General features: G+C 57.5%; 19 protein-coding genes and 1 pseudogene. 12 read left to right on the top strand and 8 right to left on the bottom strand.

The features are described from left to right. Window positions 1-13: 13 nt before the first annotated feature. The 5 genes from ACFHWW_RS26385 to ACFHWW_RS26405 form a co-directional block, all read right to left on the bottom strand. On the bottom strand, window positions 14-1,198 hold the full coding sequence (locus ACFHWW_RS26385) for a lytic transglycosylase domain-containing protein (protein ID WP_379941868.1): 1,185 nt from the start codon (window positions 1,196-1,198) through the stop codon (window positions 14-16). A 142-nt stretch (window positions 1,199-1,340) separates the two neighbouring features. Continuing rightward, entirely contained in the window at window positions 1,341-1,829 is a 489-nt protein-coding gene (locus ACFHWW_RS26390) for a hypothetical protein (protein WP_379941871.1), read from the bottom strand. Beyond that, window positions 1,813-2,472: a hypothetical protein gene (locus ACFHWW_RS26395; RefSeq protein WP_379941873.1), complete on the bottom strand. Its 660-nt coding sequence runs from the start codon at window positions 2,470-2,472 to the stop codon at window positions 1,813-1,815. Before ACFHWW_RS26395 ends, ACFHWW_RS26390 begins: the two co-directional genes overlap by 17 nt. A gap of 142 nt (window positions 2,473-2,614) precedes the next feature. Next, window positions 2,615-2,833 (bottom strand): hypothetical protein, encoded by a 219-nt coding sequence (locus ACFHWW_RS26400; RefSeq protein WP_379941876.1) that lies wholly within the window; start codon window positions 2,831-2,833, stop codon window positions 2,615-2,617. A gap of 169 nt (window positions 2,834-3,002) precedes the next feature. After that, the gene (locus ACFHWW_RS26405; protein ID WP_379941878.1) at window positions 3,003-3,419 is read right to left on the bottom strand and encodes a hypothetical protein; all 417 of its coding nucleotides are present in this window, start codon (window positions 3,417-3,419) and stop codon (window positions 3,003-3,005) included. Between the two features lie 284 nt (window positions 3,420-3,703). Between ACFHWW_RS26405 and ACFHWW_RS26410 the strand changes: the two genes are divergently transcribed. Both ACFHWW_RS26410 and ACFHWW_RS26415 read left to right on the top strand, forming a co-directional pair. Then, window positions 3,704-4,165, top strand: a complete 462-nt coding sequence (locus ACFHWW_RS26410; protein WP_379941881.1) for a hypothetical protein — start codon at window positions 3,704-3,706, stop codon at window positions 4,163-4,165. A gap of 48 nt (window positions 4,166-4,213) precedes the next feature. Next, the gene (locus ACFHWW_RS26415; protein WP_379942126.1) at window positions 4,214-4,594 is read left to right on the top strand and encodes a thermonuclease family protein; all 381 of its coding nucleotides are present in this window, start codon (window positions 4,214-4,216) and stop codon (window positions 4,592-4,594) included. 142 nt (window positions 4,595-4,736) lie between these two features. On the opposite strand, the gene ACFHWW_RS26420 is transcribed toward ACFHWW_RS26415, so the two are convergent. Next, window positions 4,737-5,120 (bottom strand): hypothetical protein, encoded by a 384-nt coding sequence (locus tag ACFHWW_RS26420; RefSeq protein ID WP_379941884.1) that lies wholly within the window; start codon window positions 5,118-5,120, stop codon window positions 4,737-4,739. 207 nt (window positions 5,121-5,327) lie between these two features. On the opposite strand from ACFHWW_RS26420, the gene ACFHWW_RS26425 reads away from it, so the two are divergent. Genes ACFHWW_RS26425 through ACFHWW_RS26450 form a run of 6 tightly spaced genes read left to right on the top strand, consistent with a single transcriptional unit; the run spans window position 5,328 to window position 8,588 of the window. Then, window positions 5,328-6,008 (top strand): thermonuclease family protein, encoded by a 681-nt coding sequence (locus ACFHWW_RS26425; RefSeq protein ID WP_379941887.1) that lies wholly within the window; start codon window positions 5,328-5,330, stop codon window positions 6,006-6,008. Between the two features lie 17 nt (window positions 6,009-6,025). Next, complete coding sequence (locus tag ACFHWW_RS26430; RefSeq protein ID WP_379941890.1) at window positions 6,026-6,652, top strand: thermonuclease family protein; 627 nt, start codon at window positions 6,026-6,028, stop codon at window positions 6,650-6,652. Further along, window positions 6,649-7,260, top strand: a complete 612-nt coding sequence (locus ACFHWW_RS26435; RefSeq protein WP_379941892.1) for a thermonuclease family protein — start codon at window positions 6,649-6,651, stop codon at window positions 7,258-7,260. The genes ACFHWW_RS26430 and ACFHWW_RS26435 overlap by 4 nt, the downstream gene beginning before the upstream one ends. 1 nt (window position 7,261) lies before the next feature. Next, the gene (locus ACFHWW_RS26440) at window positions 7,262-7,591 is read left to right on the top strand and encodes a hypothetical protein (protein ID WP_379941895.1); all 330 of its coding nucleotides are present in this window, start codon (window positions 7,262-7,264) and stop codon (window positions 7,589-7,591) included. Between the two features lie 11 nt (window positions 7,592-7,602). Continuing rightward, complete coding sequence (locus ACFHWW_RS26445; protein WP_379941898.1) at window positions 7,603-7,974, top strand: hypothetical protein; 372 nt, start codon at window positions 7,603-7,605, stop codon at window positions 7,972-7,974. Window positions 7,975-7,994: 20 nt separating this feature from the next. Continuing rightward, the gene (locus tag ACFHWW_RS26450) at window positions 7,995-8,588 is read left to right on the top strand and encodes a hypothetical protein (protein ID WP_379941900.1); all 594 of its coding nucleotides are present in this window, start codon (window positions 7,995-7,997) and stop codon (window positions 8,586-8,588) included. Window positions 8,589-8,625: 37 nt separating this feature from the next. On the opposite strand, the gene ACFHWW_RS26455 is transcribed toward ACFHWW_RS26450, so the two are convergent. Then, window positions 8,626-8,979, bottom strand: coding sequence for a helix-turn-helix domain-containing protein (locus tag ACFHWW_RS26455; RefSeq protein ID WP_379941902.1), 354 nt, complete (start codon window positions 8,977-8,979; stop codon window positions 8,626-8,628). Window positions 8,980-10,234: 1,255 nt separating this feature from the next. Here ACFHWW_RS26455 and repA point away from each other — a divergent pair. The 4 genes and pseudogenes from repA to ACFHWW_RS26475 form a co-directional block, all read left to right on the top strand. Next, window positions 10,235-11,431: a plasmid partitioning protein RepA gene (gene repA / locus ACFHWW_RS26460; protein ID WP_379941905.1), complete on the top strand. Its 1,197-nt coding sequence runs from the start codon at window positions 10,235-10,237 to the stop codon at window positions 11,429-11,431. A 73-nt stretch (window positions 11,432-11,504) separates the two neighbouring features. Next, window positions 11,505-12,488 (top strand): plasmid partitioning protein RepB, encoded by a 984-nt coding sequence (repB, locus tag ACFHWW_RS26465; protein WP_379941907.1) that lies wholly within the window; start codon window positions 11,505-11,507, stop codon window positions 12,486-12,488. Between the two features lie 155 nt (window positions 12,489-12,643). After that, window positions 12,644-13,861, top strand: a complete 1,218-nt coding sequence (repC, locus tag ACFHWW_RS26470) for a plasmid replication protein RepC (protein ID WP_379941909.1) — start codon at window positions 12,644-12,646, stop codon at window positions 13,859-13,861. Window positions 13,862-13,984: 123 nt separating this feature from the next. Continuing rightward, window positions 13,985-14,070, top strand: a pseudogene (locus tag ACFHWW_RS26475) (Maebl); the annotation flags it as partial. A gap of 191 nt (window positions 14,071-14,261) precedes the next feature. Here the strand turns inward: ACFHWW_RS26475 and ACFHWW_RS26480 are convergent. Then, window positions 14,262-15,194 (bottom strand): recombinase family protein, encoded by a 933-nt coding sequence (locus ACFHWW_RS26480; protein ID WP_379941911.1) that lies wholly within the window; start codon window positions 15,192-15,194, stop codon window positions 14,262-14,264. Window positions 15,195-15,455: the final 261 nt, after the last annotated feature.

Raw genomic sequence — 15,455 nt, forward strand, 5'->3', positions numbered from 1 at the left:
CCCGCAATCATATTCATTGAAGCACCTCTTCCTTTTTGATCTTCACAGGACCACCCACGTGGACCTGCCCACTCTCCTGTTCCACACGACCAGTAGCGTCAGCCGTGTTTCCGACCGAAAAGACGAGCATCGGCGCCTTGGCGCGTTCGGCCCGTCCAGATCGCGCGCCCGACCTTTTTGCGGCCGGCGGCACACCAGCACTCCGACCGATTTGAAACACTTCGTCAGTCGTGCTCGTATTCGTGTACAACCCGACGACGCGGGTGACGTAATCCGCCGTCTCCTCAATGAGCGGCAGGGATCGACGAACATCCACTTTTGGCTCGCCCGCGTTGTAAGCAGACGCGATGAGCACAGGGTTTCGATACTTCTCAACGAGGACGCGCAGAAACCGCGCACCAGCCCGAACATTCTGCTCCGGGTCCGTAAGATCGGCCGCGCCGAACGCCTCCCCAACCTTCGGCATGACCTGCATTAGCCCGATAGCCCCCGCAGGACTGACGATCTCCGGATCGAAAGCCGCATTTTCAACGCGCATGATCGAAAGCATGAGATTGGGGTCGACGCCCTCTTCGGTGGCGATCCGCTTCACAAGCTCCGCGAATTCCGGAGGCACACCAACGAGCAAATCAGCTCTTGGCTGCTTCGCACCACCTGATGCAGCCACAACTGCACCCGTGGCAGGGCCATCAATCGACTGAAGCGGATCTTCTCCCTGCATCACTCCATAGGAAAACACCTCGATCGACGACCGCACGGCCTGCTCGCGGCGATCAACGTCAGAGGCGGCGTGATCCGGGGAATAAGCAACAACGATGTTCGCCGCCTCGCCATGCAGCGCCCCTGATCCAGAAGTCCCTCCAACTTCAGCTGACCGCCCTGGAGACCCGCCGAACCGCTCGTTGAAGCCATTCAGGTCAAGAGACGGCATAGCCGCCGATTCGACCGGTGCAACCTTTGGATTAGCGCTGTCGGCGCGATCAGTGCGCGCGACAGCCACTTTTACGGGAGCGTACGAAGCGGCAGCCGCTGACTTCGGATACGAGCGTATAGCCCGGTCGCCATGTGCCGCCTCGCCCACACTGGAGACCGCCGCGAAGCTCGTCAGGACGAACGCCGATGTCGCGGCAGCCAACTTGGCTCGCCGCGAGCACGCTATTTTCGACAATGTCACATGCACTGACGAGCTGCGATTCATGGGGCTCTGCTACCAAGGGTTCTTACAGCCTAGTAGAATATTTTGAATCGCATGCCAAGCCAAAAATCAACCGGAAATAATCAGCCACCTCGATTTTGTTGCAATTATGCAGCGCATATACCAGCGACTTTTTACAAAAGAATCAACCGCGTACACGCGACCAAACGTCAGGCTTCCATCGATATCGAAGTTGCTCCGGATCCCCCAGCACGCGCGCGAGCCGAACCGCAGTTCCGCCCTTAATATACACAGCCCCTGCATCCGCTCCGGATCGTGCGCCGTAGATTTCACAAAGGTAAATCGGCAGCTCTTTTTGCACGCGCTGCATCGGCATGCACGACGATACTTGATACTGATAATCCTGATTCCCAGTCCCCGCGGGTCGCGACTTTTGTTGAACTGGACCCAAACGCTGGCGGCCGAAGCCGTTCAAATAATCGAGCTGGCATTCAACGATGTTGCTACCGTATTTCTTGCAGGCGTTGAGACTCAAATATGAGTAGGGTGCAACCGGCAGTGGCCGTGTGGGCTGTACGGTGGCCCCGCATCCTGACAAGACAATTGCCGCGCCAATGCCGAAAACAGTCATCCGTGTAATCAAAGGAACAGGTCTCCTATTCGTCTTGTTCATAGCCTGAGCGCTCCAGCGCCTCGAGAAATAGATCGCGGGCCAAGCCGCAATAGGGCGACCCATCCTGGGCGAGGTGCAGCTGCGTCAACACAAGCCCGACGCCTGCGATATCATCCACAATGTGATCCAGGTCCTCATAGAACTCGAGCTGCAGCAGCTCTTCTCCTTCGTGCCCTTTGATCGCCATTGCATATTCGTTGCGGGCGACATTGTGCCAAATCTCAACGATCCCCGTTTGATTTCGCCCATCCCCAGCATCGCATAAGAGCAGCAGCGCAAACCCGCCGTCCCGCAGACCGCTTTCCTCGACACGCGTCCCTCCGTGGAATTCAGTCAACGCGACCTTGGACGAGAAGATCATCAAAGCTTCGTTGTTGACGAGCCTCCTTCGCCCTAGTCGCGAAAAGCCATTCATCGCAGCTGATCGCAGCAGCGGCCCAGGAAGGCTGTCGCCGCAGTGCTCGCATATGGATTTGAGTCCACCATCCTTGATAGCGAACATGCTGTGATAGCGGTGGACGATGAATCTCGCGATGTTCTCAGTACGGCCGGCAATGCTTTCCACGAAAGCGAAGGCATTTAGCGGCCCCCACGGGGCCTTGAGGACATCACCGTCCAAATCGAACGTGGGAATGTTCGTCAAACTGGAAGGGCCAACGACTATCCCGGCCGAGCTGGTCTGCGCCCCACATCCAGAGCAATCGACCGAAACGGGGACCACGTACCATTCCTTTGTCAGTAGCGATCGTTCTCTCGTCACAAAGGCGCCCCCGCCCAATAATGCATCATTCTGCCCCGCCCTTCTCGATAGGTTCGGGGAAAGCGCTGAGTGCTCCTCTGGTCATCCCAAAAGACGAAAAAGTTTGCCAAGCCAGCAACCGTTTGCTCATAAGAATCAACGCTGTCAAAGGATCTCCTATGCCGGTATTCAGCCAAGCATTCGCCAGACCAAGAATTTCTGGTGAAACGCCTTCGGCGCTAATTTCCCAGACCCCCCCGCACATGAGGTGCTCCGTCTCCGGCTGAGTTTCCGCTGTCCTGCACCATTGAACGCCGCCATTTTCTTCTACTCGGCTAGAACTTTTAGCGGCGCAAAATTGAAAACTCAAGAGACTTACAACGCTTGCTTGCTGCTTGCCTCGGAGCGATCACTTAAATACGGTTTAGCTCTGATCAAAGCGGACGCTGCATCACCATTTGCGCGATCACCGCCGTCATGGCCAGCGCCGCTCCAAAGAGAACCCAAGCAAGGCCGCGCCGACGCTCTTCCAGCCACACCCAGAATCTCGTCCTCTTGACGGCCTCTCGCTCATCTTCGACTTCCATCAACCAGGACGCAGACGCCCCGGGCCAAGCTTCAGCTTCCCTTGCTTCCATCCGCCATTTGCTCACCCGGAACATTTCGTCGACACGCCGGAGGGTCTCCTCATAACTCAGGTCCATGGTGCCATCCGCAACAATCTCTTCGTAGACGGCGCTGACAAGCTGTCCTTCCCGAAAAGGCGTCACCTCCAGGCGATATTCCCTTAGGACTGTCCGCGTCGCGTGAACCACCCGCTCGATAAGTACGAGGTTCGATTTCAGCAGCAACGTGCCTTTATCGTTTGATCCGGACATGACTTCCCCGTCCTAACTGGCCCTCTTTGTGGCGCGCCTTTATGCGTCCGCGATCGACAAAGAGCGCGACCCCAAGGGGCCTTCCCCCTTGCCGTCGCAAAGCGACTGCCCGCCGGGGCAGATGCAGCAAGTCGGTCGCACCCAAGGGTGCAACCGCGTTGCGCACCCACCCCGGCAACCGGTCGCTTTTTGCCATCCCCGCTTCCCCGAAAGGGAGGGCAGGCCCGCCTGCACTTCATCCTCTTTCGGAGCACCCCATGAAACCGATCCGCTACACCGGCTTCCTCATCGATCCACTCAACGCGACCATCGGCCCTGTCTACATCTTCGATCCCATCGATGACCATCAACATGACCCGCAATTGCAACTGCGGCAATTACTCGGCGCCCGCACACTGCACACTCTTTCCATAGAGCTTGCAGGCCACCGCCACCTCATCTGGCATGACGCCCAGGACACGGAAACCTACTGGACTGCGATGTTTCAGATCAACAAATCTCAGTTCGTCGCCAGCCGAGCGGTTATGTTCGCAGACGACGACAAGGATGAGTTTGACAAAGACGCATCGCCTTTCGGGATCAAACCGAAGCTCTCGATGGCCGAGCTCGCAGAGTTGACGACCTGTATTCAACCGATCATCGTCCCGCGTATGCGCGAGGAGCAAATCACCGGGTTTGACCTGGCCCTGGTGCGAAAAAAACCGTCGATAATTTCGTAAAGGCTCATGAACAAACACATTCTACAGCTCATTTCGTTGCTGCTCCCAATGTCGGTTCCCGCTCCATCTGAGGCGGGGGCCGAATTTCCGTTGTGTGGCAATGAGAAACGCCATCACTGCGTCGTGGACGGCGACACCTTCTGGTACGGGGGAACCAAGTTCCGGCTATACGAAATAGACGCCCCGGAGGTTGGTGACGGAGCAAAATGCCAGCAAGAATACGATTCTGGCATGAAGGCGACCTATCTGCTCCAGTCCATTTTGCAGTCAGGCATTACCTCTATGACCGAACACGGACAGGACCGGTACGGCCGAACATTGGTGAGCGTCCAAACAGGCAGCGGTGACGCCAGTGGTCTGATATTGCAGGCTGGGCTCGCTGAACCCTTCGGGCGGGGCGTCAGGGTGGATTGGTGCTCAAACGGATGAGCGCGCCGGCGCTTGGCCCTCCTCCGCGGGCCTGGCGGATAGCCATCTGTGCGCTCGCGGCGCTTACGGCCCAATGCCCTATTCAAGCAAGCGCCACGTCTCTCCGAGATCGAAGAGGTGAGCGAGCAAGGATGAATCGCAATTAGCGAATGCGCTCCTGCTGCTGAACAGCGACAAGATTTTTGTTCAGCTCGACCATCTTTCTCTCGTGAGTCGCTTCTTCAAGCGGATCCCGCCCGGGCCAATAGCCAAGAACCGGAAAGAGAAGCAGAGCGAAAGCCGCGATTGTTCCTACCTTGAACCAGGTGTGCTCAGCGTAGAGTCCCGAAGCCCACGACCAAAGCGCTTCTGTCCAGACTTCAGGCAAGAACAGATACGAGAAGGCCAGCTCGAGCCAGTAAGCGACGAAACTTCCGACCAGCAGGGCGGCGGCCGCGATGACGAGAAAGTTCGCGATCAGGATCCCTGTCCACGCAGCGCGGAACGGCAACGCAACTACTCTGATCGCCTTGCTATAGGCCGACATCTTCTCGCCTCCGTCGCAATACCTTCTTGCCGTACAACCTTTAGGCATCGTCCAAGCGATACCCATTGCTGACCATTATTCTACCCGAGTAGAATCGCTTTTTCCAATGCTGGATTGCCGAGAATTCTAGTCCGCTGTAATTTGTCCTCTTGAGGACTACCATCATTTGGTGCATTTTCCGGCGAGTCAACAGGTGACGATTGTAGTATGGACACGAAAGTTTGGCGCCCGTTCTGCCCTCTCCTTTTCGCTCTCGCGGGTGGTCTCTTTGCGTCGCCAGTAGCAGCGCAAGACGCCGCGGTCACTAAGTTTGTCACATATTATCAAAGCGCTTACGCTCAGGGCGGCGATCTCATTCCAGCGCCTCAAGTCGCCCTGAACACGGCTTCGATCTCAACCGAGCTGAAGCTGGTTACCGTAAAGCCAGTCAGTGCGCTGACGGGAAATTCGTTTCTGGACGCCAATAGCGATGTCATCCGCTTGGCTGGCGTACAAGGCTGCCTCTCCACCGACCTGTTGGACTTCATGGGGAACAAAGCATCCTGCGCCATGATCTCCCTCGCTGGAATGACCGCGGGAATCGAGCAGGCGAAAAATGACGCCGGCGACGCATTTCCATGTCATTTCGTCGGCGAAATAGCCGGGCGACCGAACATTCGCTTTGCAGAGTGCTTCTTTACCCAAAACGACATGGTGCAATCGCTGTCTGAAACCATGATCGAACAGGGCCTGGCATTTGCAGCTAGAGACCGGGCGGGCAATCCGGTCTTTCCTGAATATGCGAAGGCAGAAAATGAGGCTCGCCTATCGAAGGTTGGGATCTGGGCAAACCAATATTTCAGGCATCCCTACGGGGAACGTTATCGCGCTAACCCTACAATGAATTGATGCGGATCCGACTGCTCATGTTGATTTCGACCGTTACAGCTTCAGGCCTTTACGCTGGCATGTACATCATGCCTGGGCTATTCGCCGAGCAACGAAAGGCGCCTCCCCCTGCCCCCATTATTCAGGTGCAAGCGCAACCAGCTCCGGCTCCTCAGTCTCAGGAGACCTCTCCCCAGCAGGAGTTCACGCCATTTCCGGAAACTGCTCAGTTTGAAACCGGGGATACCTGGATTGCCAATGGCCGTCGATATCGACTCTATGGTCTGCAAACTTGTCTTCGGGGTACGCCGGTCACGCTTTCTCCTGGTGTCGTCAGAGATTGCGGCGAACTGAACGTCATCATGGCACAGGCTCTTATTCGCGACACAAAGCCGGTCTGCACGACGGTGAAGGACCTGGACCAGAACAATGCCGTCGTGGTGTGCCAGACAACAACGGGTCAGCGCGGCTACGATCTTGCAACTTACATGATCGCACAAGGATGGGGCTTTGCTGCTGTCGACGGCGCGGGTCAGCTGATCGTGCCAGGGTATAGAGTAGCAGAAGAAACGGCCAGAAACGCCCATGTCGGACTATGGGCATATTCCGACCTTCCTCATCCGGTCTCTGTCCTGATGCAACAGCAGCAGAAGGCGCAGAAATGAGATTCGCCTTTTCCGTTGTATTGATTTTGGGTCTACCCGTAGGGGCTCTTGCTCAGAGCCGATCGCCTGACGTCCCCCGTCAGATTTACGGCAAGGTTCAGGTGATCGACGGTACAACCCTCGAATTCAAAGACCGGCGCCAGATTGTCCGGTTGGCAGGCTACGAAGCCCCCCGTGTAGAACAGATGGCAACGAGCGATGGGATCGAATGGCCTGCCGGCCAAGTCGCTAAGTCCTGGATGATCCTGCGCACGCTCAAGCGCGATGTGAACTGCGCGCCGATCGCCCGTGACGTCAACAAAAACCTCATAGCTCACTGCTTTGTCGGCGAGACAAACTTGGCCGCGACAGCCGTGGCTGAAGGGATCGGCTACGCTTTCAACTATAGAAACGAGCCGCAAGTCCCGGCATATTTCGATATCGAGCGTAAAGCCCGGGGGCTCGGTTATGGCGTCTGGTCGAGCAAGGATCTCCTGCCACCATGGCTCTACGTGGCCTCGCCGGCTGAGGAGAAGAAGGCAGACGAAGGTCTGGATCCCGGTCTTCCATTGCCGCCGCCGGTCATCACCGATACTCCGCACCCCCCCACAACATCCCAAGGAGGCTAATATGAACCATTTGCTCAAAGCCGCAGTGGCGGCCGGCGTGTTCATTCTCGCGGCTGCTCCTATCTCGGCAATGTCTCAATCGGCCTTGCAAGACGGCGCCACTCAACAACAAGTCGAGGAGCGCGATGCTGATTTCTGCGGAGCAGGAGGGCGTGGTTGCGATCCAGCTGAGGTACAGGAGTGGATGTCCATAGGCAACAAGCTCGCTGATCTGTCCTCGGCGGATCTCAGCCAATATGCCTACGCTTGCGCGCAACATCGTGAGTGGAAGAAGGACTGCGAGAAGGATCCGACTATCATTCTCAAGCGTCTCGGAATCGAAGATTACTGAGGAAAAGCGACATGAGCACAGCATACATTTCTGCAGGCATTGCGGCCGCAGTCGCAGCTCTCGTTGGCTTCGGCGCAGGCTATCAGTTCAGCAATTCGGCCGCGAGCACCAAGATTGCCGAGCTCGAACAGAAGGTCACGAGCCTCGAGGCCAAAGCCACTGAGGCGGCAAAGACAGAAGTTCCTACCGATGAACAAGCCAGCGCCGCGATCCAAAAATCTGGCCGTGCGATGAAGATCTCTGAGTGCAAACAGCATCCGGTTACTCCCGGCGTGATTTGTACCGGAATCATCACCACGACGACCGGGTCATTCGCCGGATCGAAAGAACCCGGAACGCTCTCGTTCGCAAAGATCGACGGCGTCTGGACCCAGATTCACTGATGCGGTTGAAGGAGAGGGAAATGAAACGGACCAATTTTCTGTCAGTCGCGCTACTGGCCTCGGGCGCGCTATGGGCCGCCAAGCCAGCACAAGCCGAAGATGCGTCTTGGGGCTGCCAGGTCCTATTGTGCGCAGCATCCAGCAATCCGTCTTGGCAGGGAGTTCCCTACTGCGTTCCTCCAATGAAACGGCTGATCGCCGCGATGGCGAAGCCTGGTTTTGACTGGCCTATTTGCCACGAAGCGAAAGCCGGCGCGCCCGGTCGCGAAGAGTATGAAGATTGCCCGGCAGGTTTCCACGTCGGCTATACGGAAAGTGGCCATCACGACGACTTTGGTCGCGATCCAGAGCCCAACCGATGCGTGCAAACTATGAATCGGTGCGAAAACCGATCTGAGTTCCAACGACGCTACGGCAATGAAGCGGCTAATGAACGCGCCGGCATCATCGTGAGTTTCTCGACCGGTAACAGCGCGGCGTTGACGGCGCACCGCAGCGACAGCTGCATGGTGCAAATCTCAGCGCATCGCCCGCGACGCGCCAATCCCTACTATTTCGATATTCCGAACGATAAAGGCGCTAAGCAGCGGTTCTGGTTCAACCTCAATGACTGAGCATCAAAAAGCGGCGCTCTCGCCTTCGGGGTCGCCGCTACAGACTCTCAGAAAGATGGCGTTCAGGCATCTTTTTTTTTGACCTTCGCGCGACGGGTCGCGTCTTCGGCTGGAGCTCTTCTTCGCTGACTTCGAACAACTCGTAGATTGAGACCTTCAGCTCGCGCGTCATCTTGTCGAGCATCGTCAACTTGATGTCCCGCTTTCCACGGGCGACTTCGGACATATAGCCCTCGGTGACGCCAAGCTTGGCAGCGAGGTCTTTATTCTTCCAGCCCCGCTCGGTCTTGATCCGCTCCAGGCCGACGGCCAGTCTGTCTTGAAAAGTCAACTCACCGAGGTCCTTCTTGGTCGTGGCGTCGGCAGTGTTCGCGCCCTTGAATCGTGGCATTTATGATTTCACCTTCTCGACCAGGTGCCAGTGCACTGAAGAACCGAATGATCGACTTGCATCGTCGCAAGAACTTCGAATCTTCATCACGGCACGCCTCCCCGCCGTCTACCTATCGCCCCACGAATTCACTGAGATAGAAACTGATTCGAGTTCGTCTGGTTCGTAACCTTTAAGAACTTGGTTACTCACGTGTTCGTTACCCTCACTGTCATAATAGACTCGGAAAGCGGCGCACTTCAAGGGCGAGTGCTTCTAGCTATTTGAAGTGATTCAGCTTTTCCCTAATCCGTTTGAGCTAACAGTCTCCCAATTCATCGGCGGGATCGACCGGCTGAACAATACAAGATTCGCAGTAGTTTCTTGAATTTTCCCCAGGCTCCGTCCCACTCCGAGACAGTGATAGCCCCTAAATATTAGGGGGTCAATTGCCCCCCCATCACATCCGCTGAGGTGTGTTGAACCTCCTTGCCAACAACCGCGTCCGGCATAACGAGCAAGACCTGGTGGCCGCGGCTTCACTCGCGGCGACCTGATCGGGGTATGGGAGCTGGAAGTAGTTCACGAGGCAGTCCCACCTTATCCGAGCCCGAGAAATCGCAGCCGTTGACCGGCGCTGGCGCCTACTCTCCTTCCTCCTCGCCCTTTTGGATCGCGCAGCGGGAAAATATGCCCGTCCGTGCAAATTCCGCGGGCTGAGATCTATCGTCGAGAAGCGCCAGTACGGTCGCCGCGCGATCGGGAGCGGTGCAACATCGCTGAGTCGCCAATCTAGCTTGTCAAAGGATTCGATGCGGAAGGCTCCGTCATCGGAATCTGAACAATTTGCCCTTCGGCAACTGCTGCAGCGAATTTCGGGATTCCACCAAGTCGCGGCGGCCGGCGACCCCTGTGGTGAGTCCCTACTGCAACTGATTCGACATAGATTGCTTTACCTAGGTAGCAGCGGGAGAGAGACACATGGGCACTGATCTTGCCGCCCGCCTGAAATGCCGCCAGGAGCCCTCCGCGAAGCCGCTATGGCCATCCTCATTAAATAAGACGGCCGTCTATGAACAGGCAGTCAACCTTGCCGCCAAGGCAGGTAACCGCGAAAGGTTCGACTGCGGGAGTGATGCACGGGCATGCAGCTCTACTCCTAGCGGTGCATTAACCTTCTGTTAACGAAAAACTTGTTGCCGACTCAGGGGAATCGCAGATAATGGCGGCAGTTGTCTGAATTCACGCGTAATATCGCCAGAATGGTTTAAGGCCTATGAACGCTTTCGCTGCATTCCCAAAGTTCGAGTTCGACGACAAGATACTTCTGCAGGGCGCGGAGATTTCCCGCAAGCTCGACCAACTTCGCCAGGAGAAGTTTCCGCCCAATGCTCGTAAAACTTTGCGAACATTCTCTATGGCAGAAGTGGCTCACTATCTTGGCGTGAGTCCCAATAATCTGAAACGCCTTCACCTTGAAGGCAAAGGGCCGGTGCCCACGACTTCGAGCGGTGGCCGTCGCTTCTACACGGCCGAGCAAATGCTGGAGCTCCGGCATTTCCTTGATAAGACCGGCAAGGCAGAGGCCAAGAAATACGTCCCCTATCGCAAGCCAGGTGATAAGCTGCAGGTCATTGCTGTCGTCAACTTCAAGGGCGGGTCCGGCAAGACAACGACGGCGGCTCATCTGGCGCAGCATCTTGCCCTCACGGGGCATCGTGTCCTCGCGATAGACCTCGACCCGCAAGCCTCTCTCTCGGCGCTACACGGTTTCCAACCTGAACTGGATCGAAACCCATCTCTTTACGACTCGCTTCGTTTCGACGAACAGCGGCGACCGATTGCGGACGTGATAGCAGCGACGAACTTTCCTAGTCTGGACATCATTCCAGCAAACCTTGAGCTGCAGGAGTATGAATACGACACCCCGCTCGCAATGCAGACGTCGACAGAAGGCAAGCGGTTCTTCACTCGTCTAGGCAGAGCGCTTGAAGAAGTAGATGAGCGCTACGATGTGGTGGTGCTCGATTGCCCGCCGCAACTTGGTTATTTGACTCTGACGGCGCTGACCGCCGCCACGTCGGTGCTGATCACCGTTCACCCGCAAATGCTGGACCTCATGTCGATGTCCCAGTTTCTGCTGATGCTCGGCAACATAACAAAGACGATTAAGAAGGCGGGCGCAAATGTCCAAATGGACTGGCTGCGGTACTTGATCACTCGCTTTGAACCATCGGATGTTCCCCAGGTTCAAATGCTCGGCTTCATGCAGTCGATGCTCGCCGAGGAAATCCTAAAGAACCCGATGGTGAAAACGACCGCCATCTCGGACGCCGGTCTGACGAAGCAATCCCTTTACGAGGTCGATCGCGCGAATTTCACGCGCGAGACCTACGATCGTGCGATGGAATGCATGGATGCGGTGAATTTCGAGATCCAAGGACTCATCCATAGGGCATGGGGCCGTCTTTGAATGTTGACGGCCGTAAAAACGCAGCGGAAACGCATTGAATTCAATGCGGTAGGCCACTCAGGAGAGTGAATAAATGGCTCGCAAAAACCCCTTTGCAAGCATAATGACGGAAGCCCCAGCTGGTGAGAGGGAGCCCCTACCAGAGTTCCGCATGACAGGAGCATCGAAATCCATTCTCAGCTCGATCGATGAGCTCGCAGCGCAGGCCGATAAGGTGCGTGCCGGCCAAACCGTCGTCGAATTGGAGCCGGAACTGATCGATGGCTCATTCGTCAGTGACCGGCTCGAGGAGGATGAAAACGAGTTCAACGAGCTTCTTGAGGCGATCCGCGATCGGGGACAAGACACGCCAATACTTGTCCGGCCTCACCCCCGTCTGGGCGGTCGTTACATGGTCGTCTATGGCCATCGTCGTTTGCGAGTGGCCAAGGCTCTGGGGCGGAAGGTCTTTGCTGTAGTGAAGGAAATGCGCGACGAAGACCACGTCGTCGCGCAAGGACAAGAAAACTCCGCTCGCGCAAATCTATCGTTCATCGAGCGGGCGGTCTTTGCTCATACGCTCTCGCAACTGCATTACGACAACGACAACGCCGTCGTCATGCGTGCACTGTCCACCGATCGGGCGACCCTTTCGAAGATGCTTTCCGTAGCCGCGATACCGCGGGACATCCTCGATGCGATTGGAGCCGCCAAGACTATCGGGCGCGACCGGTGGTACGAACTGAAAACTCTGTTGGAGAAGCCGGCACATCTCGACACAGCAACTCGTCTCGTCGGGGAAACCGGGTTCAATGAAGGCAGTGCTGAGGAGCGGTTCAACCGTCTTGTCGACCATCTCAAGCGATCGGCAAAGGCAGCGAAAGTCGCCTCACCTAAGAGCGTTCAGAAGTGGGCGTCTGAGGACAAACGGATTGCCGCCAGCATGTCGACTGACGGACGCAACTTTACACTCGCTTTGAAGTCGAAGGATGCCGTGGACTTCGGAAAGTTCGTTTCGGACAACCTGGCCGACCTCTACACCGCGTTCCGCAATAAACGTGAATCACAAGGAGAGTAACGCGCAAAAGAAAAAGGCCCCCAAACGTCTCCGTCGTGGAAGCCTTCCTCAGATCTAAGCACCCTGAGATTCGCATTTTCACGATTCACAGTCAAGAGTCTTTGGCGCCGTTTTGGTGGAGCGGATTTCTTTTGCCTTCTAAAAGGTGAAGGAAGATGGAGAGTGGAAATGTGACGACGCCCTTCGGGCGGCGGCCGATCTCGCTTGCCCAGGTGAAAGGGCAGATGAAGACGGCGGAAATAAAGCCCGGCAAGACCGTCGACAAGTGGAAGGTGTTTCGCGATGCCTGTGAAGCGAGGGCGCTGCTTGGAGTGCAAGACCGTGCGCTCACGGTCCTGGACGCGCTGCTGACGTTCTATCCGGACAACGAGCTTTCGGAAGACCGCGGTCTCGTGGTTTTCCCGTCGAACGACCAGCTGTCCGTGCGAGCGCACGGCATTGCCGGCACGACCTTGCGTCGGCATCTCGCAGCACTCGTCGACGCTGGGCTGATCCAGCGCAAGGACAGCGCCAACGGCAAGCGTTACGCCCGCAAGGACGAGACCGGTGCGATCGAGGAGGCGTTTGGCTTCAGTCTGGCGCCGCTGCTGGCACGCGCCGAGGAGCTAGCGCACGCCGCACAGCAGGTTGCCGCAGAGCGCAAGCGCTTCCGCATCACCAAGGAAGCGTTGTCGATCTGCCGGCGAGATGTCCGCAAGCTGATCAGCGCCGCGATGGAGGAGGGAGCTGCCGGCGACTGGGGACGCATCGAGGAGATATTCCTCGACCTGACCGGGCGCATCCCCCGCACGCCGACGACCGCGGATCTACAGCAAATCCTCGAGGAAATGGAGATGCTCCGCGAGGAAATCATCAACCGGCTGGAAATTCAGGAAAATTCCAAAGATATGGGCAGCAATGCTGTTCAAAACGAACGCCACATACAGAATTCAAATACCGAATCCAGCTATGAACTTGAACCTAGCTCTGGACATGAGCAGGGCGCGAACTCGAGCCAGACCAGGCGGCCGACGAGCGAGCCGATAAAGGCTTTTCCGTTGGGTATGGTGCTGAAGGCCTGCCCAGAGGTCAACGATTATGGGCCGGGCGGCGCGGTTGGAAGCTGGCGCGACCTGATGTCGGCGGCGGTCGTCGTTCGATCGACGCTGGGGGTCAGCCCATCAGCCTATCAGGAAGCCTGCGAGGTCATGGGACAGCAGAATGCCGCGGTTGCTGTCGCATGCATCCTCGAAAGGGCGGTGCACATCAACAACGCCGGCGGCTATCTCCGGGATCTCACGCGAAAGGCGGCGCGCGGCGAGTTTTCGCTTGGGCCAATGTTGATGGCCCTCATGCGGGTCAACCAGGGTGGTCCCGGAAGGAGAGTCGGATAGTATGGGAGCCCAGCTAATAAGCTGGAGCAATTTGGAGGAGACTGTCGCATGCCAGGAGAACTCGATCCACGGCGTTGCGGTGCTCACCGATACCGAGAACAGTTAGTAAAGATTCGCGACGCGCTTGTGATCGACGCCATAAATCTGCTGCACAGTGAACGCTTCGATGGCTTCTGCCTCATATTGCCGACAGGGATCTCACGCGTTTGGGCCGGCTGAAACCGAGATTAGGACATCAATGTCTTTGACTCTGGGGGGAGAAGAGCCCGGAGTGTCTCCGATACCAACCGTCGATTTGTTCCCGGAGCGGTCAAAGAGGTGCAAGGCCGGGCTGCGACCACTCAGCCCCTGCAACTGGTTGGCCCCGCTCCGATGGCGCGTCTTTGCAAACCTGGGCGCTTCATGAACCACGCTCTGAGGAGCGAACCAGTCCGAGGCGGCGCGCCTCATCCAATAGTGCCCGGACGGAAGACGGTGCCCATTTCCGGCCGCCACGCGGCGGCCGCTCATGCATCTGGTCCAATTGGGCGGCAATGTCGCGCAGCGACAGATCGGGATCGGCGATTGCAATCCCGGCAATTAGCCGCATCAGGTGATCTTCAGGCGGCCGGCGCGGCGATCGGGCAAGCAGCTCCGGTTCGGCGAGCTTCTCCCGCACCATCCGATGGACCGCCCGACGCAAACGTTCGACTGTCCAGTCGTACCCCCTCCGATTGAGGATCCGCACGACATTGTCCCAACTGTGTTGTGGGCGTAGCCGCCGGACGGTCGGCAGCCATGTCTGCGCCGAGGCAATCAGTTCATCGAGGTAGGCGCGCTCGCGCGCAACTGAGACCGCGCGGATTGCCTCCGGGCGGCGTTCCCGAAGTCCTGGATTGCCGGCGAGCCGGCCGCGTGCCTTGGCGGCCTGCATGCCGGACTTCGTCCGTTCGGCAATGAGTGCGCGCTCGAGCTGGGCGACGGCGCCGAGCACCTGCAAGGAAAACATCCCCTGCGGTGTCGAGGTATCGATTGGATCGCGCAGCGAGCGGAAATGCACGCCGCGCTGCTCGAGGTCTTCGATGACATCGAGCAAGTGGCTAACCGAGCGGGCCAGGCGGTCCAGGCGGACGACGACGAGCACGTCGCCGGCGGCAACGTCCTTGAGAAGCTTCGCCAGCACCGGCCGAGCGCGTGATGCGCCGGATCCGTGCTCCTGGTGGATGCGGTGGCAACCGGCAGCGCGCAGTTCGTCGACCTGCGCGTCGTTGAGCTGATCGTCGGTCGAAACGCGAGCGTAACCAATAAGCCTTTTCGGCGGAGGAGGGAGATTGAAATGCGAAGCTTTCGCCATCGGACTTTTTACCGGCCTTTCGGGGCAGTTTGTACAGATAAGGAATGTGTCAGAAAACGAACCTTTGCAAGTGTGTTTTATCGTGTGAATGGAGGCCCGCCAGACTCAAAATGGCAGCGCGGATGACCGATGGGCCGCCAGGGGTCGCGAAACCGCGCCAGCGGGCTTCTGTGGGCGAAATGCCGCGAATTCGGCTGTTTGGGAACGATCGGCTTCCCGGTCTGCCGTTTTGGATGGGCCAGGAGAAATCGCCCGGCGGAC

Source organism: Sinorhizobium sp. P24N7 (assembly GCF_042436655.1).
Lineage (GTDB): Bacteria > Pseudomonadota > Alphaproteobacteria > Rhizobiales > Rhizobiaceae > Sinorhizobium > Sinorhizobium meliloti_A.

What these genes read in the sequence shown, in the direction of transcription:
- ACFHWW_RS26385 (WP_379941868.1), bottom strand. Translation starts at nt 1,198, where the DNA reads ATGAATCGCAGCTCGTCAGTGCATGTGACATTGTCGAAAATAGCGTGC.
- ACFHWW_RS26390 (WP_379941871.1), bottom strand. Translation starts at nt 1,829, where the DNA reads ATGAACAAGACGAATAGGAGACCTGTTCCTTTGATTACACGGATGACT.
- ACFHWW_RS26400 (WP_379941876.1), bottom strand. Translation starts at nt 2,833, where the DNA reads ATGTGCGGGGGGGTCTGGGAAATTAGCGCCGAAGGCGTTTCACCAGAA.
- ACFHWW_RS26410 (WP_379941881.1), top strand. Translation starts at nt 3,704, where the DNA reads ATGAAACCGATCCGCTACACCGGCTTCCTCATCGATCCACTCAACGCG.
- ACFHWW_RS26415 (WP_379942126.1), top strand. Translation starts at nt 4,214, where the DNA reads ATGTCGGTTCCCGCTCCATCTGAGGCGGGGGCCGAATTTCCGTTGTGT.
- ACFHWW_RS26420 (WP_379941884.1), bottom strand. Translation starts at nt 5,120, where the DNA reads ATGTCGGCCTATAGCAAGGCGATCAGAGTAGTTGCGTTGCCGTTCCGC.
- ACFHWW_RS26425 (WP_379941887.1), top strand. Translation starts at nt 5,328, where the DNA reads ATGGACACGAAAGTTTGGCGCCCGTTCTGCCCTCTCCTTTTCGCTCTC.
- ACFHWW_RS26430 (WP_379941890.1), top strand. Translation starts at nt 6,026, where the DNA reads ATGTTGATTTCGACCGTTACAGCTTCAGGCCTTTACGCTGGCATGTAC.
- ACFHWW_RS26435 (WP_379941892.1), top strand. Translation starts at nt 6,649, where the DNA reads ATGAGATTCGCCTTTTCCGTTGTATTGATTTTGGGTCTACCCGTAGGG.
- ACFHWW_RS26440 (WP_379941895.1), top strand. Translation starts at nt 7,262, where the DNA reads ATGAACCATTTGCTCAAAGCCGCAGTGGCGGCCGGCGTGTTCATTCTC.
- ACFHWW_RS26445 (WP_379941898.1), top strand. Translation starts at nt 7,603, where the DNA reads ATGAGCACAGCATACATTTCTGCAGGCATTGCGGCCGCAGTCGCAGCT.
- ACFHWW_RS26450 (WP_379941900.1), top strand. Translation starts at nt 7,995, where the DNA reads ATGAAACGGACCAATTTTCTGTCAGTCGCGCTACTGGCCTCGGGCGCG.
- ACFHWW_RS26455 (WP_379941902.1), bottom strand. Translation starts at nt 8,979, where the DNA reads ATGCCACGATTCAAGGGCGCGAACACTGCCGACGCCACGACCAAGAAG.
- repA (WP_379941905.1), top strand. Translation starts at nt 10,235, where the DNA reads ATGAACGCTTTCGCTGCATTCCCAAAGTTCGAGTTCGACGACAAGATA.
- repB (WP_379941907.1), top strand. Translation starts at nt 11,505, where the DNA reads ATGGCTCGCAAAAACCCCTTTGCAAGCATAATGACGGAAGCCCCAGCT.
- repC (WP_379941909.1), top strand. Translation starts at nt 12,644, where the DNA reads ATGGAGAGTGGAAATGTGACGACGCCCTTCGGGCGGCGGCCGATCTCG.
- ACFHWW_RS26480 (WP_379941911.1), bottom strand. Translation starts at nt 15,194, where the DNA reads ATGGCGAAAGCTTCGCATTTCAATCTCCCTCCTCCGCCGAAAAGGCTT.